Source organism: Paenibacillus sp. FSL R7-269 (assembly GCF_000517865.1).
Classification (GTDB): domain Bacteria; phylum Bacillota; class Bacilli; order Paenibacillales; family Paenibacillaceae; genus Paenibacillus_AQ.
The window spans coordinates 86,469-111,346 of record NZ_ASPS01000023.1; the positions used below are offsets into that span (position 1 = coordinate 86,469).

The following is a 24,878-nucleotide window of genomic DNA, read 5'->3' on the forward strand; positions in this document are numbered from 1 at the left end:
CCAGGTCAACCAATCCTTTTACCCACCTGCTATCTCTTACAAAGGCAATAGCTCCGGCCAGATGTCCAGAGCTCCACCACAGGTTGGACAGTACACATGGCCAGAGAGGTAAGGGAGTTGCTCCAGGAGTTGACTGTTCTTTATAGTATGAGCTGCTTGCCATAGCCGGACTAGAGGACTGTCCTCCTGTCTGGTGCTGCCAAGCTCGGAAGGCGTAACGGCTTGACCATTCTCCTTGCCGTTGAATACCGGGTCGTCAGAATAGGCGGTCATCCCGGGGCTGTTCTCATTCGGCCAAATATACATTTCCTCATAACAGCTCGGGCATCCGACCATGTATTCATCGCCTTCCGAATAGGTCAACAATATACCCGCTACTGCCCGATCTCCCCGGTAAGCAGCATCCGCAGCGAGGATGTATCGCTTCTCCTGGTCATCCTTTTGAGCCGCTTCTGCATAGCGGAAGATCTCTTCCGACAGGTTGCCCAGATGCTTAACAGCAGTGAGGTAGGCCGTATAAATCTCTTGGACAAGCTCCTCAACAAGCGGCGGATTCTGATGATCAAATTCAGCAGGAAGATTTCCGCTGTGCACTGTCAACTGATTCGTCACGAAGATCCCGCAGGTCGCGTAGATATCTAATTTTACTTCGGGATTATCCGACTGCCTGGCAAGCTGCGACAAATAAGGCAATGCGGCAAAAGTGATGCTGTAAATTGTGTCCTGATGGAACAGGTGCTCCCAATACAGCTCATCTTTAACCTCTGAGGTATAGTCCTCCTGCAATTGCTGCAGCAAGACAGGGACCGCCTTAGCTGAACCGAAAGGGCCGTGAAGCTCTTCCCATACTGGACTGGATAAGTCTAACATGGCTATTCTCCTCTACCAAGTACTTGTTATAGTGTTGTTATATCAACATCCAATGAGACCGTCAACGCCGGGTGTTCACCCAGAACGCTCCGTCCCTATTTGTCCCTGCCTTAGTGTACTGCCCAAAAGCAGCAGGAACTGTTATAATTGAGATTATGAGTATATCTGTTAAAGGAGCCATGAGATGAAGATCCGTAAAGCGATTATTCCCGCTGCCGGTCTGGGAACCCGCTTCCTGCCCGCGACCAAAGCGATGCCCAAGGAAATGCTGCCCATCGTAGACAAACCAACGATCCAATATATTGTTGAAGAAGCAGTTGCTTCCGGGATTGAAGATATTATTATTGTGACGGGTAAAGGCAAGCGAGCTATCGAAGACCATTTCGATAATTCATTTGAACTGGAATTCAATCTGGCAGAGAAGCAGAAGTGGGAACTGTTGGAGTCGGTACGCAAATCCTCCGAGATGGCTGACATTCACTACATTCGTCAAAAAGAACCGCGCGGCCTCGGACATGCCATCTGGTGCGCCCGGAAGTTCATCGGTAACGAGCCATTTGCAGTCTTGCTGGGGGATGACATCGTGGAGTCTAACAAACCCTGCCTTAAGCAGATGATCGAAGTATACGATCAATACAGATCCTCTATCGTCGGCGTTCAACCCGTACCTTGGGAGGATGTTTCCCGTTACGGGGTGGTAGACGGATCTGAATTAGCAGAACGTGTCTATAAAGCTAACCGGCTTGTAGAAAAGCCGAAGCGTGAGGACGCTCCATCCAACCTTGCGATCCTGGGACGGTATATCCTGACTCCACGTATCTTCGATATGCTTGGTGAACAGCAGGTAGGTGTAGGCGGCGAGATTCAGCTTACAGATGCGATTTCCCGTTTAAGTGAAGTGGAGCGGATTATAGCTTATGATTTCGAAGGCAGACGACATGACGTCGGCGAGAAGATGGGTTTTATCCAGACCAGCATCCACTACGCACTTCAGCATGAAGAGCTTAAGGAAGGGCTGTTGGAGTATTTGAAGCAGGTTATCGAGAATGAGGAGAGACTGTTTAGTAGGTAAGGATACTTATAGCGTATCTTCATACGTATTCTTATCCAATCTCCCTTAAATCATCATGAAAAAGCGGCCCACTGTACAGACAGGAAGCCGCTTTTTTGTATATCTGTTCTGTTATTGCGATCAGTACTGCGTATTCACAACAGCCTCAATGGCTGCGGCCTCAGCCGGATCAGCGGCAACCAGCTTGTCATAGACTGGCTGATCGACTGCTGCTCCTGCCTTCTTCAGTGCCGCCAAGTACCAGCGGGCAATTTCGCGGTTGGTTGTATCATTGTAATCTTCACTTAACCCAAGCTTCAACGTAGCAGCAGCTACATCATTTTGTCCTGAGATGACCTGTAGCTTCCCCACATTTAGTGCAATGGTAGGAGTAACCGAGAACGGACGTCCTTGCATTTGTTCTGGTGGAAGAGTCTTCAGATGCTCCACGCCATCCACCACATGCTTGTATGCATCCAGTCCGGCGGTGAGGTATTCTTGTTTCTTGGCCTCATCTTTCTGCTCATTAGCTGCAGCAGCAAGCGTCTGAGCACGGTTAATCAATGACTCATACCACGTGATATCCCATTTGAACTTGTAGGCATTGTCACCGTATACTGCTAACGCCATGTCAGGTTGACCCTTCAGATCGTAATAGCTGGCCAATTGAGCCAATAGATTTTTGTTGTAAGGCTCATCTTTCAGAGCACGCGTCAACACATTGGAGGCTTCAGACAGATACTGCTCATCTTGAATTTGCTTGAATACCTGCATGTCAAGAGAAGACAAGTATAATGCTGCTTCCGGATGGTATGGACGGGCATCTAATGCTTTGACCAACGGAGTTTTGATCTCCTCATAGGAGGTACTCACGGAAACTAAGTTTTTGCCCTTGAGCGCAGCATCGCTGGACCCGATGTAGTTGATCGACAGGAACAGCAGGAATATTGTCCCGATGGTCAGTACAGCCATGTATCCCATCCGAATGCCGGCTTTATTCCAGCTCTGGCGGAGCGGTTTGTTATCCATTTCAGCGCCCATACCAGCCAAACCGATGAACACCAGAATACCCATGAACGCATAACTCATATTAAAGTCCAGCAGACTGTGTACAAGGATAGACAGCGCAATAATGTAGAAGAAGAACCCGTTATGGAATTCATCCTTCTCACGCTTCAGATAGGTACGGATGTATTTGTAGAAAATAAAACCGATAAAGCCCATAAATACAATGAACCCGACAATTCCGACTTCGATTAAATACTGCAGGAAGAAGTTATGAACCTGACGGCTTAAATATGGGTTGTTCTGGTACTCTTCATATAAGGCAGACCAGCCGCCCCCGCCTGATCCGAGAATCGGATAATCCTTCACAACCTTCATAGCATCTTTATAGAAAGTAAAACGTTCTAACACACTATGCTGCTTGAAGTTAATGTTCTCCAGGCGCGTCTCAATGTTATCCGGCAATAAACTGCGGACGCTAGTCCCAATCAACAGAAAAGCAACGACAGCTACAGCCATGACTGATCCGAGTGGAATCCATAGCCCTGTGAATTTGCGGGTTTTTGAGCCCCCCAGCTTCTCATGCAGCCATGGTGCCACAAATCTTTGGATCACCCAGCCCAAAGCAGCAACGACTGCCGAGGCCCCAATTAGATAGGCCCAGGCCTTAAGTGCTGCTGATGAGGAATAAGTAGTATTTAGCTCTGTTCCAAGTGTAGTCAGCGGGTTAGTGACTAGCAGAGCGGCAAGGCCAGACAGCGCAAGATGAATAATCCAGAGAATCTGCTGCGCAGGCTTCAGGAAAAGCAAGAGCAGAATGAATACTACAGGCAGCATGACAAGTCCCCCACGGGACAAGGTCAGCAGCAGAGATACAATAATCGGCACCAACATGAAGCTGTGCGTGAGCGTACCATACCACTTTTTGGAGCGGACCAGGGCATACACAGCCACGAACAGGAAGGCCATAAGGAAGGCTGCATAAGTATTGGCATACTGGAAAATGGAGGTCAGACGCAGCCCGTTAGAGTCCGTCATGACTGCATCCAAATATTTATCACCACGCACCGTATCGGAGAACCAGCCTACAAGCCCACCAGCGAATTTCCAACTGCCAAGCCAGTTCAGCAGACCGAAACCGACGATGAAATAAGCAATAGCCAGAATAGCATTTTGAATGACAACATTTAGTTGCTTTTGCTGGAGCAAATATAACGCTATAATGAATATTGCGACATACATGCTCTGTACAAACAGCAGGTTCATCGCCATATAATGCGAAGCAGCGCCAATAAGCGACAACGCGTAGGTAGCAGGTAATAACAACGAGGCCACGGCAAGCGCATCACGCTGTCCCTCCAGCCTGAACTTGGTGAAGTATAGGCCTATCCACACCAGCAGCAATAGGCTGCTAAGCAGTGAGGACATATAAATTGGCTTCTCAAAGTCAATCTGCTGTCCATTAAATAATCCCACTTGAAACGGGGCCCAGACCAAAAAAACAATGAACCCTATCGCTAACGCCCATATGTAACTGGATATCTTTTCAACATTTCTCGACTGAACCGCATTTTTACCGTATACTGGTTTCGACACGTTTTTAATCTCCTTTATCTGTAGGTACGAGGATATTTTAGCATAAATATAGGGGGACTAAAAATAAATAAATAATTTTTAAATGAGTATTCATACTATAATGATTTATTAGGAAAATTGTAATGACTATTAGGAGGTTCGTATTTGATGAGAATTGTTGTTACTGGTGGAGCCGGCTTTATAGGCTCTAACATTGTAGATGAGCTGATCGATTTAGGGCACCGCGTATTAATAGTAGATAATCTTTCAACTGGTAAGAAGGAGAATATTAACAAGTCGGCGGACTTTTCTTTGATTGATATTAACTCATTAAAGCTTGTTGAATTGTTCACTGAGTTTCAGCCAGAGATAGTGATTCATCATGCTGCGCAAGTAAGTGTTAGTAAATCATTAATTGATCCTTTATTAGATCAGGAGTTAAACATAAGAGGTACAATTAATTTGTTGCAAGCTTGTGTAAATTCCAAAGTGAAAAAAATTATTTACGCATCTTCGGCAGCAGTGTACGGCACACCTAAGTATTTACCAATAAACGAAGATCATAGTACATTACCAACTTCATTTTATGGGATTTCGAAATTTGTACCAGAATCGTATATTAAAGTTTTTTCTGAGCTTTATGGAATGGATTATACGATTTTAAGATATGCCAATGTGTATGGCCCGAGACAGGATCATCTAGGTGAGGGTGGAGTTGTTTCAATCTTTATCAATAACGTTTTAGAAGAAAATTCACTTAGCATTTTTGGTGATGGACTTCAGACAAGAGACTTTATATTTGTCAGAGATGTAGTTTCTGCAAATGTAGCTGCCCTTAGTAAAGGGAGTGAAGGTCTTTTTAATATTGGAACCAATACCAGAGTATCTTTGAAAGAATTGGTGGATATAATTTCAGAGGTTACTAAGAAAGATATCGTTTGCAGAAATTTAGAACCAAAGATCGGTGATATCAAGGATAGTTGCCTGGATAATGGAAAAGCAAATTTAGAGCTTCAATGGATGCCTGAATATTCACTAGAAAAGGGATTGAGAAAGACATTTGATTTCTATGAATTATTAAAGAATTATAATGAACTAGAGGGGGCTCGCTAGGTGAAGTTGTTTAGCACTCCTATTCAAAATTTCATGAAATATAGATATTTGCTTATACAATTAGTTAGCAGAGATTTTAAAGTGAAGTATAAACGATCCTTACTTGGTGTACTGTGGTCACTGTTAAATCCACTTATGACAATGTTAATACTTACAATGGTGTTTTCTACTCTGTTTAAGTCGAATATCCCGAACTTCCCAGTCTATTTTCTTTGTGGCTCTGTAATGTTTAATTTTTTTGCAGAATCCACAAATTTAGCACTAGGTTCAATATACTCGAATGCTTCACTGATAAAGAAAGTGTACTTTCCGAAATATATGTTCCCATTCTCTAAAAACATATTTAGTCTGATAAATCTATTTACTTCTTTCATTGCAGTTATAATTGTGATGATTGCTACTAGAACTGGATTCCATGTCACCATGCTTTTATCATTCATTCCCATAATTTATTTGTTTATTTTTAGTTTAGGAATAAGTTTGATATTATCCTGTGCTGCAGTGTTTTTTAGAGATTTAGCTCATTTATACGGAATTTTTATTACAGCATTAAATTTTCTAACACCAGTATTTTATCCCATTGATATTTTGCCTGAGCGCATTCGTCCGCTGGTTGAGATGAACCCGCTCACTCAAGCGATCCAAATGCTTCGCCAATTAATATTATATAGTGAAGTTCCCGATTTTTATCATCATTTGGTACTATTTCTTACAGCTGTAGTTACCTTTCTTCTTGGGGTGTTTGTTTTTTACAAAAAACAAGATAGGTTCATTATGTATATATAGAAGGAGACGAATATGGAGAATATAGCCGTCTCAATAGAAGACGTATCTATCCGTTTTAATATGCAAATTGAAAAAATTGATAATTTAAAAGAGTACTTTGTAAAAATGCTTAAGGGAAAAGTGAATTATAAGGAATTTTGGGCACTGAACGATGTCTCTTTTCAAGTTCAAAAGGGCGAGGTATTTGGTCTAGTTGGTCTCAATGGAGCAGGTAAAAGTACTTTACTTAAGGTAATAGCAGGAGTACTGAAACCAACCAAAGGAAAAGTTGCAGTAAACGGTTCTATTGTGCCATTAATTGAACTCGGTGCAGGATTCGATATGGAGTTAAGCGCGCGAGAAAATATATATTTAAATGGTGCTATATTAGGATATGATAAAAAATTTATAGCAGGGAAATTTGAAGAAATTGTTGATTTTGCTGAAACAAGAGAATTTTTGGATGTCCCACTTAAAAATTACTCTTCCGGGATGCTAGCCAGAATTGCATTTGCTATCTCAACGGTTGTAGAGCCTGACATCTTAATTGTAGATGAAATTCTTGCAGTTGGTGACTATAAGTTTCAGGAAAAATGCATGCAACGTATTGAGCAAATGCTAGCAAATGGTGTTACTGTTCTTTTTGTTTCTCATAGTACATCACAAGTTGAGCAATTATGTAGCAGGGTCGCGTATTTAGAAAAGGGAAGAGTTGTTGAGGTTGGTCCTACTGCAGAAGTATTGGAAAAGTATCTGAAATAAGAGGGTGAATCCTATGGAATTTATAGAGAGATTGGAATTTGGAGAGAAAACAGAATATAGCGCTTTAGAATCTTCTATTCATCTTGGTAGATATTTGATGGCGAAACAATACTGTCAGGATAAAAAGGTTTTGGATATTGCTTGTGGTGAGGGCTATGGCTCATTTGCTATGACTGAAAAATGGGGAGCTAAAGAAGTTCATGGCGTTGATATATCGAGTGATGCTATAAAAAAAGCAAAGGAAAATTTCGGTCATGATAAAATTCACTTCAATACATTAAACGCTGAGAAAGATACAGATTTTTTTGAAGAGGGATATTTTGATCTTATAGTTTCATTTGAGACGATTGAGCATTTAGTTAATCCTGTTTCCTATCTTGAAAATTTGAAAAAATGGCTTAAAAAGGACGGAATCATCCTGATATCATGTCCTAATGATAATTGGTACTACAGTGAACCGGAGCAATCCAATCCATTCCACGAAAATAAATACAGTTTTTTGGGATTTTGTGAGCTATGTGAGGGTGTACTTGGGACTGCTAGGAATTTTATGTTTGGTATGCCTGTTAGCGGATTCGCCAATATTAGCTACAGAGATTCATTAATAGATAATAATAGACAGTCGAGCATGGAGACCATGCTGTCCTATAAGCAGGCTGAAACAATTAACCTACCTTCTTTTCACAATATTGACCAAAACAACGTCAGTTATTTTTTAGGAGTATGGGGGCCGCCCGAAATTGGAGTCCAAAATACTTCTACATACTATGGCACTTCAATGGATGAGGCGAGAGTAGTGTCTTACTCTGATTACATGCACTCAAAAGAAAAAATTACAACATACCAAGGCGAAGTTCATAAGTTAACTTCTGAGATCAATATGTTAAAGTTAGAACTTGAGCATATGAAAGAAAATGAGATAAAGATTCTTAAAGATGACTTGAATAGCTGCAGAATTGAAAACAAAAAACTATCTATTGCAGTAAAAGGCACAAATAGAGAAAATGAATTTCTTAGAACTAATTTGACAGCAGCACAAAAGTGGAATCATCAAAATGACAGCATTCAAAGAGTGAACGAACTGGAAGCAGAGTTGCAGTCTTTATTTAATTCGAAAAGCTGGAAAATTACTGCTCCCTTGCGTAGTTTTTTTAATAGGATGAGGTAGTGGGGGGATTAGATGACTTACTTAAACTATGGGGTACAGAAAACATCATATTATTACACGGGATATGGTGAATTGTTAGAAAGTGATAATTATGTTTTGCATGGTAGCAATATTGGCTTAAATGGCGAAAATTTGACGATAACATTTCTTTCTCTTAACCGATCAGAGTTATCAATCCGTTTGCTTACATCTATAGAGAACTGCCTTATTGGTTTCAAGGGAGAGGTCTTGATAGTTGATAATGGCTCTCTGAGCACCGAACTAGACCAAATAGAAGCATTTTGTGCTAAGTGTTCATTTAAATATAGAATTGTTAGCTTAGGAGAAAATTATGGTGTTGCGGGCGGTAGAAACAAAACATTGAGTCATGTTGCTACAGAATGGGTTCTCTGTTTGGATAATGACATATATTTCTTAAATAATCCTATTGCTCAAATATGTAAAGAAATTTCAATGCTTGGTTGTCATTTCATGAACATTCCTCTGCTTGATCCCGATCAAGAGCGTGTTTTTGCTTTGGGAGGTCATTTATATGTGGATTCTACAAACGGAGAGATTAATGTAGGTGGAGGTTCTTGCTACAAACAGGGAAACTATAAAGAATATGAACAAAATTTAAATGCACCTTTTCTTTCGAATTTCCTCTTTGGTGGAGCCTCTCTTTTAAAGAAAGAGACGTTTTTAAGATTAGGTGGCTATGATGAGAAGATGTTTATTGGCTTTGAAGATACTGATTTATCAATCAGGATCTTCAGGGAAGGATATAAAATAGGGAACACTTGTTCTTTATCTCTGGTTCATGATCACCCTAAGCCAGTGGAACAAACTGATATAGAATACGAGAAGAAGCGTTTCTCAGTAAATATAATTCAGCAGTCAGCCAAACATCTTGAGGACAAGTACGGTTATAAAATATGGGATTCTAATCTTGTTAAATGGTTGGAGGAAAAAAACAAGGGGTTAGGGGAAACTGTTTCTCTTTCTACCCCAACAAACGTTGTTACGAATCCACTACCTAAAATTGCATTGATTACCGATGTTGATTATTGGGCTTTTGGTAATATCGCTAGACAAATTGAGAAGAATCTGAGTGATAGATATGAAATTAAATTGATTAGTTTTGAGGATTGTAACTGGGACCCTGTTAAGCTTTTATTTCGTGCTGCAGATTGTGACATCCTCCACTTCTTCTGGAGAGAAATGATAGCAATTGTTTCAAATGAAAATAGTTATTATGAATATCTTAAACCATTGAACATTTCACCTAATGAATTCTTAGATAAATATTTCTACAAAAAAATATTATCTACAAGTGTATATGATCATCTCTTTTTAGAAACTGAAGAAATTGAAAAAAGAGAAAACTTATTTAATACATTTAACTACTATGTATCATCTGAAAAGCTTGATAGAATTTACAAGAGTATTCCCCTTTACCCAGAACCAGTAATGGTAATAGAAGATGGTATTGATGAAAAGTTATTTTATCCCAAAAACTTAAAACGTTTTGATATAAAAAAGCGTCCACTCATCATAGGATGGGTTGGTAATAGTAAATGGGCTGCTGAAGAAATGGATTTTAAAGGTTTTGCTACAATTGTCAAACCAGTAATTGAAGAATTGAAAAATGAAGGTTACTTAATTGATGCACAGTACTGCGATAGAGTAGATGGCTTTGTTCCTCATGAGCAGATGGTTCATTATTATGAGAAAATTGATGTATTAGTATGTATGTCTTTAATTGAGGGAACTCCTAACCCTGTATTAGAGGCAATGGCCTGTGGTGTTCCTGTGATTTCGACAGACGTAGGCATAGTCCCTCAAGTATTTGGGGTTAAACAAAACAAATATATTATTGATCGTACAAAAAAGGCATTGAAAGAAACCCTAATATCATTAGAGAAAAATAGAAATGAGCTTGTCGAGATGTCAAACGAAAATCTTCATTTGATAAAAAAATGGTATTGGACAAATCAATGTAAGAAATTCGATTCCTATTTTAGTCTTCTACAACTTAAAAATAAACCAAAAGGTGAAAATAAGTGAATATTTGGATGTTAACTAGTGAATATCCTCCAGATTTCGGCGGGGGAATTGGAATGTATGTAAACCAAGCAGCTGTAATGATGGCAAGAGGTGGGCATGAAGTAACGGTTTTAGTAAGAGACCCACACCAAAACACCATAACATATGAAGAACCTAATCTGAGAATCGTACGGTTTCAGCATATGCAAGGGGAATTCTATAACTATCTAGGGTATTGGACCGCCCTCTCCTATCAGTATGCGGAAGAGGTTTCATCTCTATTAAAATCTGATGAAAATAAACCAGATGTGATAGAAGTTCAGGATTACAATGGTATTGGGTATTACCTACTTATGAGGAAATGGCAGTTTGATACAGAGATTTCTCAAATTCCTATTATACTTCATCTGCATACGCCAACATTTGAACTGGATAAGGTAAATCAAGCCCCAAGATATAAGTTTCCTAATTATTGGATCGGACATATGGAGAAGTTCTGCATGAAGGCAGCCGATGCATTATTGAGTCCTAGTCAGTTTTTAGCAGACCAAATTCAGAATGTGGCTCCAGAAAACCCTATTCAAGTTATAAATCTTCCCTATCAATTAGAGGAATATGATAACGAGGAATATGTTAGGAACCATGAATCGGATACACTTTTATATTTTGGTCGGGCTGAGTATAGAAAAGGTGTCCAGCAGATGATTAGCGGCGCTGAAAAATTATGGCTGAAAGGCCACCGGTTTAAGTTGAAAATTATTGGTGGAGATACTTATTTTCATCCGCGTGGAATGAAATTGGGCGAATTTTTAAAAAATAAATACAGCCGCTGGATAAATGAAGGACTGCTGCTTTTTAAGGATGCCATTCCACCTGCAGATTTAAATCCTGAGATATTAAATGCGAAAGCTGTAATTGTTCCTTCTTTATATGAAAACTTTCCTTATACGTGCCTAACTTCAATGTGGTTAGGCTCTCCAATGTTGGTCTCTAAATCAGGTGGTCAAGCTGAAATGGTAGGAAATGATGGTGCTGCTGGACTGATATTTGATTGGAACAAAGAAGATGACTTCGAGAATAAATTGCTGCAAATGATTAATTTTACAAAAGAAGAATTGAAAGCAATGAGTATTATATCGCATCAAAGAATTCGGAGTTTGTGTAATATTGAGAAGAACCTGAAATTACGTATAGAGTACTTTCAACAAATAATTGAAAAAACAAAAATTAATACTAAAATCTCATTTCCCTCACTTTTAGATACAAGTCTAAAAGTTAAAGCAGATTCTTTTCCTACAAACTGTATAAAAGGTAAACTTTCAATAATTATACCTTATTATAATCTGGGGACGCATATTGAGGAAACAATGCAAAGTGCATTAAAAACAGAATATGATAATTTTGAAATTATTATTGTCAATGATGGTTCGAATGATCCTCTAAGTATTGATGTGCTTGAGAAATACAGAAGTAAAGTACCTAAAATAAAGGTCGTAGATATAAGCAATAAAGGCTTGGCTAATGCCAGAAATGTTGGGGCGATAAACGCAGAAGGCGAATATATTGCTTTTCTTGATGCGGATGATCTTATAGAGCCACATTTTTATCCTAAGGCAATCAAGATATTAGATTCCTATGCCAACGTGTCATTTGTTTATTCTTGGTTAGAGTATTTCGGGAACGCTAGTAACACTTGGCCTACATTTAATACTGAATTTCCATACTTACTAGCCTCAAATATGTTGTCAGCTTTTGTGGTGGTTCGTAGGCAGGATTTCATTGAATATGGTCTGAATAAGGATGAAATGGAATATGGCATGGAGGATTATGAAGGTTGGATCTCTATGTGTGCTAAAGGATGTTTAGGTGTGAGTATTCCTGAAGCACTCGTGAAATACAGAGTTAGAACGAACTCCATGTCTCGGCAGTTTAATCGTGATATGATTATATATTTACGTGAGCGAATGGCTAGTATTAATAGTCCAGTATATGAAAAGTATGGTGCTGAACTATTTAAACTAGTGGACGCCAATGGCCCCGGATACTTGTGGGATAACCCAACTATGACATATCCAACTGTAGGGTATGGGAATAATAATACTGATGATTTTAGTGATATAAATGCTCAAAAATATGAATTGATGAGATTGGCAAATTCAAAATGGGGGGCTCGTTTAATTAAATTGGCTTTTAAATTAAAAATCAATAAATTTTTCCGTTGATAAATCTAAAAACCAAAAACGAGTGGAGATAATGATGTGAGATCATACTTGAAAAAAGAAGAGAGTCGAGTTGATTTATACGCCGTTATAACGGCCGTATTATTATTAATAATTTCTTTTTTTACAGAAAAAGTGTTTTCGGATAATATAGCTAGTTATAAAGGTTATATTTCATCAAAAATTGTTTACTTTTTTATTTGTTATTTCAGCGCTCGATTTTTAATTTTCTTTTTTAGAGGTATTAAAAATCCATTCAAGAAGGCTTGGACGATCAATTTACTTTGTATATTTATACCTTTATTTGTTTGGTTGCTTCTTTCATGGCCAGGGATTTTTACGTGGGATGAGTTTTGGGTCTTTGAAGCTGCAACTTATTTTAATATTGAAAATTGGCAGTCATATATTACTTCTTATTTTTATATAATTTCTATGTATTTTTTCCCTTCTGCTGGAGCGATTGTATTTATTGAAATCATTGTTATGTCGTTTGCTGCCTCTTGGATAATTACAAAATTACAATATCAATTCAATATTAAACTTATTAGATTTTTTTTGTTGTTTTTTTTAGCAGTATGGCCTCCAATTATTTTTAGTACTTTAATTACTTTCCGGAGTACAATGCTGGCTATCTTTGAACTTTGGTTAATTGGTTATATCTACTTCGCTCTCTCTGAAAAAACAGTAGAAAAAAGCAAATTGTTCCTCCTTGCCTTTTTAACAATAATATTATCTACATGGAGAATAGAGGGAATATATCATAGTGTGATAATACCTCTATTTCTTTTTATTAAATATGGAATTAATAAAGGGATGAGAAAGAGGCTAGTATACTTCTCTGTCTTTGTAATTTTGGGGACACTATTAGTTAACAAAGGTTATGATCTGATAAAGAGAGATAACTATGTGAAAATGAAATATGAATTAACCGCATTTATGAATCCCCTATCAATAATATTAACGGATAAAAGTGTTGATATTTCTAACACTAACATGGAAGTAATAGACAAAGTAATTGATGTTGAAAAGACCAAAGCTGAACCTGACTTCTATGAAACTCCATCATTTTGGAACGGAGCAGTAAGAGAGGGATTTACAAAAAAAGATTTTAATTCTTTTAAAAAGGAATACGTTAAGCTCGTGACTCTTAATGCAGATATTTTTTTGTCTGCAAGAACAAGAACATTTGTAGCTTCTTCGGGTTTCTCTCCACATGCTTACTATGTAAATGATTACATTAATAACTTTATAAATAATAAGCCTGAGAATAAAGCGGCCGAATTTTTTTTGGAAAAGCCATTGAATTATCCATTGAGTCTAAAGATTAGACAATCGGTAATTGATTATCTAGACTTCTCAAAAAGTAAGTTGGCAACGTTAAATTTCACTATGATATTTTGGAATTTTATACCGATTATTTTGTTGTTGTTTATTATCATATTTAGAACGAAATCCTTTAAGGATCCGCTATTTTGGATGAATTTGATTTGTTTGGGAAGAATTCCAATTCTCTTTTTAACTGAACCAGGCAGTTATTTTATGTATTATTACCCAACTTATTTAGCAGGCATTTTTGTTATCATAATTTATGTATTAGACAGAACGAAAGCTAGAAAGGAAGGACTAAGTGGATAAAATTCTCCTGTTTATACCGAGTTACAACTGCGCGCAACAAATCCCCCGAGTGCTTAATCAATTAGATAAAGAATTAATGCAATATATCACAAAGATTATTGTTGTGAATAACCGTAGCACTGACAACACAGAGGATGTTGTGTTGAAATACGTGGCTAATAAAGAACTTCCCTTAACAATTCTTAGGAATGATGAAAATTATGGACTAGGTGGTTCCCATAAAGTTGCATTTGATTATGCCTTGAATAATAAATTTGACTATATAATTGTGCTTCATGGCGATGATCAGGGAGATATACAGGATATTTTACCATTGCTGAAATCGGGAGAATATCGATCTTTTGATTGCTGCCTAGGTGCCAGGTTTATGAAAGATTCTAAGTTAAAAGGATATTCCGGGTTTCGGACCTTTGGTAACAGAGTGTACAATTGGGTGTTCACTGTTTCTACTGGGAAAAGAATCTACGATCTTGGTTCCGGATTGAATTTGTATAAAACAGATATACTAACCAATAGATTTTTCTATCGTTTTTCTGACAACTTAATGTTCAATTGTTATATGCTTCTAGCTAACTCTGCTTACAAATTAAATGTTAAGTTCTTTCCTATTTCTTGGAGGGAAGATGATCAAGTTTCTAATGTTAGATTGTTTAGTCAAGCTATGAAAACATTGAAAATCGCAGGAGGGTATTTTTTCTCAGGAAACAAATCGGAATATTTAAAACGTGATTTTAGAAATAACAAAGTGTTAAAATATACAGCTAAATCTATTAAGAAATAAGCAGCACATTGTGATGAGAAAAGTAAATGATGAGAAGAGGAGAAAGTAAATGAATGAAGGTATACACTTAGTTATGCCAATGGCTGGTAATGGTTCGCGCTTCTTTAATCAGGGGTACAGTGTACCTAAACCACTGATTATGATTAATGATAAGCCATTTTTTTATTGGGCAACCCTTTCAATCGCTAAATTTATTACTTTAAGAAGTTTAACGTTTGTTGTTTTACGTGATCATATGGAATGTTACAAAATAGATAAAGAGATCTTGAAGTATTTTCCTGATGCCCGTATCAATGTGTTAGATGAGGTTTTAAATGGAGCGGTGCTTACCAGTATGGAAGGTGTTAGAGATATAAATGATGGATATCCCATCGTGTTCAATGACTGTGACCATATGTTTAAATGCAGTGCATTTAATGATTTCTGTAATGCCAAAGAATACGGTGCCTTGGACGGCGCTTTATTAACTTTTGAGTCTAATGATCCTAAATTTAGCTTTTTAGCTTACGATGAAAATGGGAATGTCATTAAAACGGTTGAAAAGCAAGCAATTAGTAGTGATGCTATTTGTGGAGCGTATTATTTTAAGAACCGTAAAGTTTTTGAAGAATCCGTTGAAGAGTATTTAAAAGTTTGCGATTACAAAGAGTTTTTTGTTAGTGGTGTTTATAATGTAATGGCAAAAAAAGGAATGCTTATAAGCAGTTTCAGAGTAGATATGCATGTGCCTTTTGGTACACCGGAAGAATATGAATTAGCTAAAGATTCAAATATATTTGAGGTGGCTAGATAATGGGTACACTCTTATTTGTTTCTGCAATCGTCTTATTGATGGTAGGCCATTATTTTAAGATGCTAAGATGGAAACAGTTCATTGAAATATATGAAAAACCAAATGAGAAAGTATTGTTGCGTTCTCTTTCCATCGGGTATTTAATCAATTTTTGCCTACCATTTCGGTTGGGAGATTTATTAAGAGTATTTATATCAGGCCGGAATATGAAGAATGGCATTTCTTTTTCATTTTCAACTGTTTTAGTCGATCGCTACTTGGATGTTATTGTTGTCAGTATTCTCTTTTCCTCCTTTACGCTTAGCGGAATGGATAACGATTTGTTCAGAAGTTCAACTATATTCTATGCCTTATTTGCATGTGCTTTAATTGTAATGTCTCTAATTGCCGTAAGATATAGTAGGATAATTAAGAAAAGTTTGAAAAAGATTTGTTCTATTTTCAACTCTCGGATCGAACTAAGTATGCTTTTCATTTGCTGGTCTATTATCACAGCATTTAAAGATATCTTCCATAAAGTAAATAAGCCTAAATTACTAATGTATACAGTTTTTATTTGGGGATCTTATTTGGCTTCTTATTTTACTTTAGGTTTATTTTTGTCAAATCAAATGCACTTTTCTAGTTTTTTGAATATTTTTGCGACTTTATTTTCACGGGGGAGTTTGGATGCAGGTACAGTAAATTTAACATATAGTATTGAGTCTCTGTCACTAAGGCCTCAAATTTTATTTGCTGTATATCTTATTTTACCGTTATTAGCATTATGGGTACTCTCCTATTTACCAAGTAAGTTTAAAGATGCAGTATTTCCAACTAAGTTAACAAGCAGTAAAGTATTGAATTTATTGCCTCAAGTCAACGAAGATGATCGTCTGAATTTCCTTGAAGCTTATTTTTCTGGAGATGGCCGAGAATACCTAGCTAAATATATTGAACTCAATCAGAATATTAGTATTATCCAGGATTTTTCTGCTGGATCAAATGCGACAGTAATGCTATGCATGGATGAAAACAAATCTTTTTACCGGAAATATGCTTTTGGGGAAGACGGAAATAAGTTGTCTCAGCAGCTTGACTGGTTACGCCAATATGAAAAGCAGATACCGCTACCTCAAATATTAAATGAACAGTATGGAAATGGATATTGCAGCTATGATATGGAGTATACTACCACTGCTGTAGGGTTATTTAACTACATTCATTCCCGTCCACTGGAGAAGAGCAGAAGAATTATTCGTAACACCTTAGATACGCTTGCAGATAATTTGTATAAACACAATCAACGGCCAGCGGAGCCCAAGCTTATTTCTGAATATATTTCAAGTAAAGTAAGAGGTAACCTAGAAAAAATTAAAGCTGCAAGAGAAATAAGAGGTTTGTATGAATATGAGACGATTATAATAAACGGTCAGCAATATAAAAACCTTTACGCTCTCGAGGATTTTCTGCAAGAAGATTATTTGACCGATGTTTTTAAAGATGATATTTACACAGAAATTCATGGTGATCTAACAATAGAAAATATAATATGTGTTGAGGATACAAATTTCAAACCGAATTTTTATCTAATTGACCCTAATACAGGAAATGTACATGATTCCCCTAACTTAGACTACGCTAAACTAATGCAGTCTTTACATGGCGGATATGAATTTCTAATGAAGACACAAAGTATAACGGTATCAAAAAATGAGATTAATTTTTTATTTACACGTTCTCAGGCATACAACTCCATGTTTTCTTTTTACTTCAATTATTTAAATGAGAAGTTTACAAAAAGACAAATTAGGAGTATTTTCTTCCATGAGATTGTCCACTGGTTAAGGTTAATGCCATACAAAATCGAGAAGAACGGGAAGAGAGCATTACTGTTTTATGCTGGACTAATAATCGTTATGAACGATGTTGTTGACTGGTTTGGCGATATGAGTACTGAAACCTTAGAGGTGGCTGCTACACTGGAGGGTAGGCAAAGTTTTTTGGCATAATTGATGAGAGGAAGGATTGGGAATTTGAAGAATAAATTAGCTATATTTGACCTTGATGGAACTTTATTTGATACTAATGAAGTAAACTATTTATCCTATAAACAAGCACTCCAACAACACGAATATACTTTGGATTACGAATTTTATGTTAAAGAGTGCAATGGGAAATACTACAAAGAATATCTTCCTAAAATTATAGATAGTCCTTCAATAGAGTTAATGGAAGCTATTCATAACTCGAAAAAAGACTTGTATAATTCAAATCTAAGTGCTGCCAGAGTGAATGAACATTTATTTAGCATCATTGAGGGTTTAAATGAAAGTTATTATGTAGCTGTTGTTACTACTGCATCAAATAAGAATTGCTATGATATTTTAAAGCATTTTGAGAAGAAGGAACTTTTTGATCTAATCATTACACATAATGATGTTAAGAAAGTGAAACCAGATCCAGAAGGATTTCTTAAAGCTATGAGTTTTTTTAATATTTCTGCGGAAAATACTATTATTTTTGAAGACTCAGAAGTCGGCATAGAAGCAGCATTGCGTAGTGGTGCGGTAGTATTTACCGTAGCTCAATTTTGAAGGTCGTGGTATAAACTATTGATCGCAGGTGAGTGTCATAATGTTTGAGCAAATTATTGAATCTTTTCACAAAAACAAAAAAGGTATTATTTATATACTATGTTCAGCTGTTTGTACCTCTCTTGGACAGGCGCTCTGGAAATTATTTAGTGAAAACCAATGGATATTTTTAATTTCAGGTTTTATATTATATTTTTTTGGAGCAGTATTGATGATTGTGGCATTTCGCCACGGATCTTTGTCCGTCCTTCATCCCTTACTTAGCGTAGGTTATCTATTCGCTCTTGTTATTGGTTATTTTTTGTTGAATGAAGCAGTTAGTCCTAAAGAACTTCTAGGTATCGTTATTATCCTCATAGGGGTGTTACTTATTGGGGGTGGCGATCATTAAACAGGATGTAGTACTAATAGTTCTGTTTATCCTTATGACCTTATTTGGGGCATTTGGTGGATATGCATTTAAGCGACTCTCAGCATATAAACCAGGAATTAATAAGGGTTTTTTACTTTTTTTCTTGTCTGGGGGAATGTTATATTTTTTAGGAGCTATAAGTAATATTATTCTATTAAGAAATTTACCGTATACTATTTTGTACCCTTTATCATCAGTAACATATATATGGACGATACTGATTTCTTATTTTTTGTTATCAGAAAAAGTTTCTCGTAAGAAGATTCTGGGCATAACCCTTATTATTGTCGGAGCGGCATTTTTAATAAAATGATTTTCTTGTTGTTTATAAGTAGCTCAAAGGAGGTACCAAGTGAAAGGCATAATCCTAGCCGGAGGTACAGGCTCCCGCCTGTATCCCTTAACCAAAGTAACCAATAAGCACCTGCTTCCTGTTGGTAAATATCCTATGATCTTTCACTCCATCTATAAGCTCAAGCAGGCTGGTATACATGACATCCTGATTGTAACTGGTAAGGAGCACATGGGTGATGTGGTGAACTTGTTAGGGAGCGGTACCAGTATGAATGTCTCCTTTACGTACAAAGTCCAAGACGAAGCAGGCGGCATCGCACAGGCACTTGGGTTGGCGGAGCAGTTCGTCGGGCAGGAGCAGTGTGTTGTTATTCTTGGTGATAATGTATTTGAAGAGGACATCACCCCATACATCCAGAATTTCCGTGAACAAGGCAATGGGGCGAAAATTCTTATTCAAAAGGTTACAGATCCTCAGCGTTTTGGTGTTCCTGAGCTTCAAGAGGGTAAGATTCTTTCGATCGAAGAGAAGCCGCAGACTCCAAAGAGCAGTTATGCGGTAACCGGCATATACATGTTTGATAGTCAGGTTTTTCAAATTATTAAAACGCTCACTCCTTCTGGTCGCGGAGAACTTGAAATAACTGATGTAAATAATGCATACATTATGAAGAATCAACTTACCTATGATGTTCTGAATGGCTGGTGGACTGACGCAGGTACACATGCATCGCTGGCTAGGGCGAATGAGCTGGCGCAGAATATTATTTTTGATGAAGCGTTTGGTAAGCTGAAACTTTAGATATGAGGAGGAGCTCCATTATGAATGTCACTCCTTTAAAACTTCAAGGCGCTAGCCTACTCGAACCGGTTGTCCATGGCGACAACCGGGGTTTTTTTATGGAGAGCTATAACGAAGAAATCATGCATAAAGCTGGGGTTAACTATAACTTCATTCAAGACAATCAATCTCTCTCGGCTGAAGTTGGCGTACTCCGAGGACTGCACTACCAGCTGAGACCCAAGGCACAGACGAAGCTCATACGTGTGCTCAGCGGTGCAATCTATGATGTTATCCTGGATGTACGCCGCAATTCTCCCACCTTCGGACAATGGGTCGGGGTCATTCTCAGCGAATACAACAAGCGTCAGCTACTCGTACCTAGGGGCTTCGCCCACGGATTCTGCACGCTCGTACCCAACACCCAAGTCTTATACAAAGTGGACGAATATTATTCCCCAGAGTATGACCGTGGCATATTATGGAATGATCCGGCGCTGGGGATTGACTGGCCGGCCACGAATCCGGTATTGTCTGATAAAGATCAGCGTCATCCGCTGTTAAAGGATGCAGAACTGAACTTTGAAGTGTAAGCTATAGCATCTCAATCATCATTATTAGTAAAAGGTGGGTACACAAATGAAACTCCTTATCACAGGCGGAGCCGGCTTCATCGGCAGCAACTTCGTAATCTACATGCAGCAGCAACACCCTGATTACCAGATCGTCAATGTAGATGCCTTGACGTATGCAGGTAATCTGGAGAACTTGAAGTCTGTTGAGAATCACCCTAACTATACGTTTGTGAAGGCGGATATTACCGATGTAGCGGCGATGGATAAGCTGATCGGTGACGGTGTAGATGTAGTGGTTAACTTTGCTGCCGAGTCTCACGTAGACCGGAGTATTCTGGAGCCTGAAGTGTTCGTGAAGACGAATGTGCTGGGTACTCAAGTGCTACTGGATGCGGCTAAGAAATATAGTGTGACTAAGTTCGTTCAAGTGTCTACGGATGAGGTCTATGGATCGCTTGGTGCTACAGGTCTGTTCACGGAAGAGACTCCGCTGACGCCGAACAGCCCGTATTCTGCAAGTAAAGCAGGCGGAGACTTGCTGGTGCGTGCTTATCATGAAACCTTTGGGTTGCCGGTTAACATTACCCGGTGCTCGAATAACTATGGTCCTTATCAGTTTCCGGAGAAGCTGATTCCGCTGATGATCTCGCGTGCGCTGGCAGATCAGGCTTTGCCTGTGTATGGGGACGGAATGAATATCCGTGATTGGCTGTATGTTGAGGATCACTGCAGCGCAATTGATCTGGTTATTCATGAAGGCGTGAATGGTGAAGTGTACAACATCGGCGGCAACAATGAGCGGACGAATGTGCATATCGTGAATACTGTGCTTCAAGAGCTCGGCAAGCCGGATTCGCTGATTTCGTATGTTCAGGATCGTCCCGGGCATGATCGCCGTTATGGCATTGATCCAACAAAGATTACGAACGAGCTGGGCTGGAAGCCTAAGCACACGTTCGAAACCGGTATTAAGGAAACTATTCAGTGGTATCTGAATAATAAGGAATGGTGGACCCGCATTCAGTCTGGCGAATACCAGAAATATGCCGCACTCCAGTACGGTACCCGTCTGGGGGATTCTCTGTAATGGCGAAGATGAAGGTGTTTGTCACAGGCTCTGGCGGGCAACTGGGGCAGGATCTTATGCTTTTGCTTCAAGGGCAGGGGTATGAAGTGCTGGGCTGTGACCGTCAGGAGATGGATATTACCGATCTGGACCAGTGCCAACAGACTATTGGTGCGTTCGCTCCCGATGCGGTCATTCATTGTGCGGCTCATACGGCGGTGGATGCAGCTGAGACTGATGTGGATGCAGCGTACCTGATTAATGCTACTGGAAGCCGCAATGTGGCGCTCGCTGCTGAGAAGGCAGGGGCTAAGCTGGTCTATATCAGCACGGATTATGTGTTCGACGGCATGGGGGAACAGCCTTACCATGAATATGATAACACTGATCCTAAGAGTATCTATGGTAAGTCCAAACGGGCAGGAGAAATCCTGGTCCAGTCCTTATCTTCTAAATTCTTTATCGTACGCACCTCATGGGTCTACGGCAAATACGGCAATAATTTTGTGAAAACGATGCTGAAGCTGGGGCAGGAAAAGCCGTTGCTGCAGGTTGTCGATGACCAGAAGGGCTCACCTACTTATACGGTGGACCTGGCAAGATTCTTGCTTGAGCTTATCCAGACTGAAAAGTATGGAGTGTACCACGCCTCGAACACAGAGTCTTGCACATGGTATGAATTCACCCAGGCCATCTTTGCGGAAGCCGAGGAACTTCTGGGGCTGAAGTTTACAGCGAAGCTTGAACCTTGTGCTACGGAGCAATTCCCCCGTCCGGCGCCTCGTCCACGCAACTCGGTGATGGAGCATCTGGCGATCCGTACCAACGGGTTCCAGGATATCCGTCCATGGCGTGAAGGGCTGAGAGACTTTTTGCTGGAGCTGAAGTAGTTCCAGGATATGTTGAAGAACCCCTAATCCATCTTAATGGTTAGGGGTTTCTTATTGTAATTCGATAGTATTGGTGGGGTCAATTCAACAACCTTCCATAGCCCGGCACCTCTGTTTTCGTTATAATGGGGAGTAACAGGTTCGAACAATGAATATATGGAACTCGAGGTACCCCATGAAACTTAAAACAGTCAGTGTGCATATTGTTACTTATAACAGCGCAGATGATATTGCGGAATGCTTGTCGGCTGTGCTCACTCAGGATTATCCGGTTAAAAAGATTGTAGTAGTGGATAATGCATCCACAGACGGATCGGCGGAGAAGGTGAGGGCGTTCTATCATGAGCGCAATAAGGGTGCAGCGCTGCACACCGCAAAGCCAGCACATTCTGTGGACGCAGCAACAATTACAGCAGCAACCAGCTCAGGGGATGCTATCAACTGTATTCCTAGTCCATCTCTTGTCCTCCTGGAAAATGAACATAACACAGGCTTTGCCCCCGCGCACAATCAGGCGATTGCCGGGACTACGACCGATTATGTGCTGGTGCTGAACCCGGACCTTACGTTGGCCCCAGACTATATCTCCAAGCTGGTCGCCCGGATGGAGGCCGACTCCCGGATCGGGAGTGCCACAGGTAAACTGCTGCTGAAGGCGGACCATTCGCTGGTGGACAGCACCGGTCTGCGGATGAATAAGGCGCGGAGAGCGTTTGACCGTGGAGCGGGAGAGCCTGCTGACCAGTGGAATGAGTCTGGTGAAGTATTCGGTGTCTCCGGTGCAGCGGCGATGTACTCGCGGCGGATGATTGAGGATATCAGCGTGGACGGGGAGTTTTTCGACGCTGATTTTTTTGCGTATAAGGAAGATGTGGATGTGGCCTGGCGTGCGGGATTGTTCGGCTGGAAGGCCTACTATGATGCGGAAGCGATAGGCTATCATGAGCGGGGCTGGAAGACGTCGGGCCGGAGCGGCAAGGCGATGTTCATTAAGCGGATCTCCTATATTAATCGGTATAAAATGATATACAAGAACGAGTCCTCCCATACCCTGCTGATTACTCTGCTAAATTCTCTTCCTTATGAGATTGCCGCACACGGCTACTCCCTATTGAAGGAGCCTAAGCTGCTGGGAGCCTGGACCTCCTTTTTCGCACAGAGAGCTGCCCTTAAGCGCAAGCGCCGGTATATTCAGGAGAGGGTCAAGCGCAACATGGTTAATATAAATCATACTAAGTATGTAAAAAAAACCTAAACAGGCTCCGCCTATCGATGCGCCTTTCATGTTATAATAATTGTCGATAGATTATAAACTTTTTTGAAATATTACGTCGAACACTACATGATGGGGGGAGAGAACCTTGCAGTCAGTCACCATAAAGATTAGATTCTTTCCAAATAACTCCATCGAATTGAAATCCTTGAGTAAAGAATATATTCGAGTTATAAATTTATTAACAGAACAAGCAGAACAAGAAGGGGCATTCCCAAAGCTCACCACAAAACATGTAGAAGCTACACTTCCTTCTGCTGTAATTAATCAAGCTATTCGTGATGCTAAGAGCATATTCAAGAAAGTAAAGAAAGACAGGAAGCGTCCAATTTTAAAGAAGCCAACCTATTATATCAACAATCAAAACTATTCCATTAGGGATTCTTCCATTGCTTTTCCTATAATTACAAACAATATAGTGAAGAAGACGGTTTTTCCTGCTGTTTTGACAGAAAGACATAAGAAGTATCTTCAACATGCAAAATGTGGTCTAATGCGAATTGTTGAAAAATCAGGGAAGTGGTTTGCGCAGGTTTCACTTGAAGTTCCCACAGAGATAGCAACAGGCGAACATGTAATGGGTGTTGATCTAGGGTTGAAGGTCCCTGCCGTGGCGGTTACTAGCGGAGGAAAGACAGGTTTTTTTGGGAATGGTAGAGAGAATAAATATAGGAAACGCAAGTTTCGTAGTGAAAGAAAAGTATTAGGAAAGAAGAAAAAACTACATGCAATTCGTAGACTTGATAATAAAGAACAAAGATGGATGAAAGATAAAGACCACAAAGCAAGTAGGCAAATTATCAATTTTGCCACCAAGAATCAAGTGTCTGTCATCCACTTAGAGAAGTTAACGAATATCAGGAAAACGACAAGAACAAGTCGTAAAAACGAAAAAAACTTGCACACATGGTCATTCTATCGCTTATCACAATTTATTGAGTACAAAGCAAATATAGCTGGAATAAAAGTGGAATACGTAGATCCTGCGTATACATCCCAAAAATGTCCTTCTTGCTCTGCACTAAATAAAGCAACAGATAGAAAGTATTCATGCCTATGCGGGTTTCAAACACATCGTGATAAAGTCGGTGCAGTGAATATCATTCACGCACCTGTGATTGGTGGTAGTAGCCAATCAGCCTAAGATGCTATATGCACTGTCTTAGGAGGGCTAACGGCATAGCCTCACCTTAAGGTCATACTCCGATGGTAGAAATACACTTCGGTTTAATCACTTAAGAATCCCAAC

At 39.3% G+C, this 24,878-nt stretch carries 22 protein-coding genes; 20 read left to right on the forward strand and 2 right to left on the reverse strand.

All coding sequences use genetic code 11. The features are described from left to right. Positions 1-36: 36 nt before the first annotated feature. Positions 37-870, reverse strand: coding sequence for a hypothetical protein (locus tag C162_RS12385; RefSeq protein ID WP_036694745.1), 834 nt, complete (start codon positions 868-870; stop codon positions 37-39). A gap of 184 nt (positions 871-1,054) precedes the next feature. Here C162_RS12385 and galU point away from each other — a divergent pair, with 184 nt between their 5' ends. After that, the gene (galU, locus tag C162_RS12390) at positions 1,055-1,942 is read left to right on the forward strand and encodes a UTP--glucose-1-phosphate uridylyltransferase GalU (RefSeq protein ID WP_036694746.1); all 888 of its coding nucleotides are present in this window, start codon (positions 1,055-1,057) and stop codon (positions 1,940-1,942) included. Positions 1,943-2,062: 120 nt separating this feature from the next. On the opposite strand, the gene C162_RS12395 is transcribed toward galU, so the two are convergent. Beyond that, the gene (locus C162_RS12395) at positions 2,063-4,522 is read right to left on the reverse strand and encodes an O-antigen ligase family protein (RefSeq protein WP_036694747.1); all 2,460 of its coding nucleotides are present in this window, start codon (positions 4,520-4,522) and stop codon (positions 2,063-2,065) included. A gap of 147 nt (positions 4,523-4,669) precedes the next feature. Here C162_RS12395 and C162_RS12400 point away from each other — a divergent pair, with 147 nt between their 5' ends. The 19 genes from C162_RS12400 to C162_RS12490 all read left to right on the forward strand — a co-directional run bounded on the left by C162_RS12400 (position 4,670) and on the right by C162_RS12490 (position 24,773). After that, the gene (locus tag C162_RS12400; protein WP_036694748.1) at positions 4,670-5,614 is read left to right on the forward strand and encodes an NAD-dependent epimerase/dehydratase family protein; all 945 of its coding nucleotides are present in this window, start codon (positions 4,670-4,672) and stop codon (positions 5,612-5,614) included. Between the two features lie 33 nt (positions 5,615-5,647). Beyond that, positions 5,648-6,400 carry an ABC transporter permease gene (locus C162_RS12405; RefSeq protein ID WP_036694797.1) on the forward strand — a complete coding sequence of 251 codons (753 nt, stop codon included), beginning with the start codon at positions 5,648-5,650 and terminating at the stop codon, positions 6,398-6,400. A 12-nt stretch (positions 6,401-6,412) separates the two neighbouring features. Then, positions 6,413-7,141, forward strand: coding sequence for an ABC transporter ATP-binding protein (locus C162_RS12410; protein ID WP_036694749.1), 729 nt, complete (start codon positions 6,413-6,415; stop codon positions 7,139-7,141). 13 nt (positions 7,142-7,154) lie between these two features. Beyond that, positions 7,155-8,309, forward strand: a complete 1,155-nt coding sequence (locus C162_RS34340) for a methyltransferase domain-containing protein (protein ID WP_051493425.1) — start codon at positions 7,155-7,157, stop codon at positions 8,307-8,309. A gap of 12 nt (positions 8,310-8,321) precedes the next feature. Then, entirely contained in the window at positions 8,322-10,355 is a 2,034-nt protein-coding gene (locus C162_RS12420) for a glycosyltransferase (protein ID WP_036694751.1), read from the forward strand. Continuing rightward, positions 10,352-12,556 carry a glycosyltransferase gene (locus C162_RS12425; protein ID WP_084648909.1) on the forward strand — a complete coding sequence of 735 codons (2,205 nt, stop codon included), beginning with the start codon at positions 10,352-10,354 and terminating at the stop codon, positions 12,554-12,556. Before C162_RS12420 ends, C162_RS12425 begins: the two co-directional genes overlap by 4 nt. Before the next feature lie 48 nt (positions 12,557-12,604). Further along, positions 12,605-14,188: a hypothetical protein gene (locus C162_RS12430; RefSeq protein WP_156949618.1), complete on the forward strand. Its 1,584-nt coding sequence runs from the start codon at positions 12,605-12,607 to the stop codon at positions 14,186-14,188. Next, positions 14,181-14,969 (forward strand): glycosyltransferase family 2 protein, encoded by a 789-nt coding sequence (locus tag C162_RS12435; RefSeq protein WP_036694754.1) that lies wholly within the window; start codon positions 14,181-14,183, stop codon positions 14,967-14,969. Before C162_RS12430 ends, C162_RS12435 begins: the two co-directional genes overlap by 8 nt. Before the next feature lie 49 nt (positions 14,970-15,018). Continuing rightward, positions 15,019-15,762 carry a sugar phosphate nucleotidyltransferase gene (locus tag C162_RS12440; protein ID WP_036694755.1) on the forward strand — a complete coding sequence of 248 codons (744 nt, stop codon included), beginning with the start codon at positions 15,019-15,021 and terminating at the stop codon, positions 15,760-15,762. Beyond that, entirely contained in the window at positions 15,762-17,753 is a 1,992-nt protein-coding gene (locus C162_RS12445; protein ID WP_051493426.1) for a lysylphosphatidylglycerol synthase transmembrane domain-containing protein, read from the forward strand. Before C162_RS12440 ends, C162_RS12445 begins: the two co-directional genes overlap by 1 nt. 24 nt (positions 17,754-17,777) lie before the next feature. After that, complete coding sequence (locus tag C162_RS12450; RefSeq protein WP_051493432.1) at positions 17,778-18,338, forward strand: HAD family hydrolase; 561 nt, start codon at positions 17,778-17,780, stop codon at positions 18,336-18,338. Positions 18,339-18,378: 40 nt separating this feature from the next. After that, positions 18,379-18,729, forward strand: coding sequence for an EamA family transporter (locus tag C162_RS12455; protein WP_036694757.1), 351 nt, complete (start codon positions 18,379-18,381; stop codon positions 18,727-18,729). Next, positions 18,716-19,063: an EamA family transporter gene (locus tag C162_RS12460; RefSeq protein ID WP_235218415.1), complete on the forward strand. Its 348-nt coding sequence runs from the start codon at positions 18,716-18,718 to the stop codon at positions 19,061-19,063. The genes C162_RS12455 and C162_RS12460 overlap by 14 nt, the downstream gene beginning before the upstream one ends. A gap of 39 nt (positions 19,064-19,102) precedes the next feature. Then, the gene (locus C162_RS12465) at positions 19,103-19,846 is read left to right on the forward strand and encodes a sugar phosphate nucleotidyltransferase (RefSeq protein ID WP_036694758.1); all 744 of its coding nucleotides are present in this window, start codon (positions 19,103-19,105) and stop codon (positions 19,844-19,846) included. A gap of 20 nt (positions 19,847-19,866) precedes the next feature. Then, positions 19,867-20,418 carry a dTDP-4-dehydrorhamnose 3,5-epimerase gene (gene rfbC / locus C162_RS12470; protein WP_036694759.1) on the forward strand — a complete coding sequence of 184 codons (552 nt, stop codon included), beginning with the start codon at positions 19,867-19,869 and terminating at the stop codon, positions 20,416-20,418. A 46-nt stretch (positions 20,419-20,464) separates the two neighbouring features. Then, positions 20,465-21,487: a dTDP-glucose 4,6-dehydratase gene (gene rfbB / locus C162_RS12475; RefSeq protein WP_036694760.1), complete on the forward strand. Its 1,023-nt coding sequence runs from the start codon at positions 20,465-20,467 to the stop codon at positions 21,485-21,487. A gap of 8 nt (positions 21,488-21,495) precedes the next feature. Beyond that, positions 21,496-22,356 carry a dTDP-4-dehydrorhamnose reductase gene (gene rfbD, locus C162_RS12480; protein ID WP_036694802.1) on the forward strand — a complete coding sequence of 287 codons (861 nt, stop codon included), beginning with the start codon at positions 21,496-21,498 and terminating at the stop codon, positions 22,354-22,356. A 175-nt stretch (positions 22,357-22,531) separates the two neighbouring features. After that, positions 22,532-23,611 (forward strand): glycosyltransferase family 2 protein, encoded by a 1,080-nt coding sequence (locus C162_RS12485; protein ID WP_051493427.1) that lies wholly within the window; start codon positions 22,532-22,534, stop codon positions 23,609-23,611. A 106-nt stretch (positions 23,612-23,717) separates the two neighbouring features. Continuing rightward, positions 23,718-24,773 (forward strand): RNA-guided endonuclease InsQ/TnpB family protein, encoded by a 1,056-nt coding sequence (locus tag C162_RS12490; RefSeq protein ID WP_036694761.1) that lies wholly within the window; start codon positions 23,718-23,720, stop codon positions 24,771-24,773. The last annotated feature ends 105 nt before the right edge of the window (positions 24,774-24,878 follow it).

Coding starts and splice junctions, on each gene's coding strand:
- C162_RS12385 (WP_036694745.1), bottom strand. CDS start 870: ATGTTAGACTTATCCAGTCCAGTATGGGAAGAGCTTCACGGCCCTTTC.
- galU (WP_036694746.1), top strand. CDS start 1,055: ATGAAGATCCGTAAAGCGATTATTCCCGCTGCCGGTCTGGGAACCCGC.
- C162_RS12400 (WP_036694748.1), top strand. CDS start 4,670: ATGAGAATTGTTGTTACTGGTGGAGCCGGCTTTATAGGCTCTAACATT.
- C162_RS12405 (WP_036694797.1), top strand. CDS start 5,648: ATGAAATATAGATATTTGCTTATACAATTAGTTAGCAGAGATTTTAAA.
- C162_RS12410 (WP_036694749.1), top strand. CDS start 6,413: ATGGAGAATATAGCCGTCTCAATAGAAGACGTATCTATCCGTTTTAAT.
- C162_RS34340 (WP_051493425.1), top strand. CDS start 7,155: ATGGAATTTATAGAGAGATTGGAATTTGGAGAGAAAACAGAATATAGC.
- C162_RS12420 (WP_036694751.1), top strand. CDS start 8,322: ATGACTTACTTAAACTATGGGGTACAGAAAACATCATATTATTACACG.
- C162_RS12440 (WP_036694755.1), top strand. CDS start 15,019: ATGAATGAAGGTATACACTTAGTTATGCCAATGGCTGGTAATGGTTCG.
- C162_RS12445 (WP_051493426.1), top strand. CDS start 15,762: ATGGGTACACTCTTATTTGTTTCTGCAATCGTCTTATTGATGGTAGGC.
- C162_RS12455 (WP_036694757.1), top strand. CDS start 18,379: ATGTTTGAGCAAATTATTGAATCTTTTCACAAAAACAAAAAAGGTATT.
- rfbC (WP_036694759.1), top strand. CDS start 19,867: ATGAATGTCACTCCTTTAAAACTTCAAGGCGCTAGCCTACTCGAACCG.
- rfbB (WP_036694760.1), top strand. CDS start 20,465: ATGAAACTCCTTATCACAGGCGGAGCCGGCTTCATCGGCAGCAACTTC.
- rfbD (WP_036694802.1), top strand. CDS start 21,496: ATGAAGGTGTTTGTCACAGGCTCTGGCGGGCAACTGGGGCAGGATCTT.
- C162_RS12485 (WP_051493427.1), top strand. CDS start 22,532: ATGAAACTTAAAACAGTCAGTGTGCATATTGTTACTTATAACAGCGCA.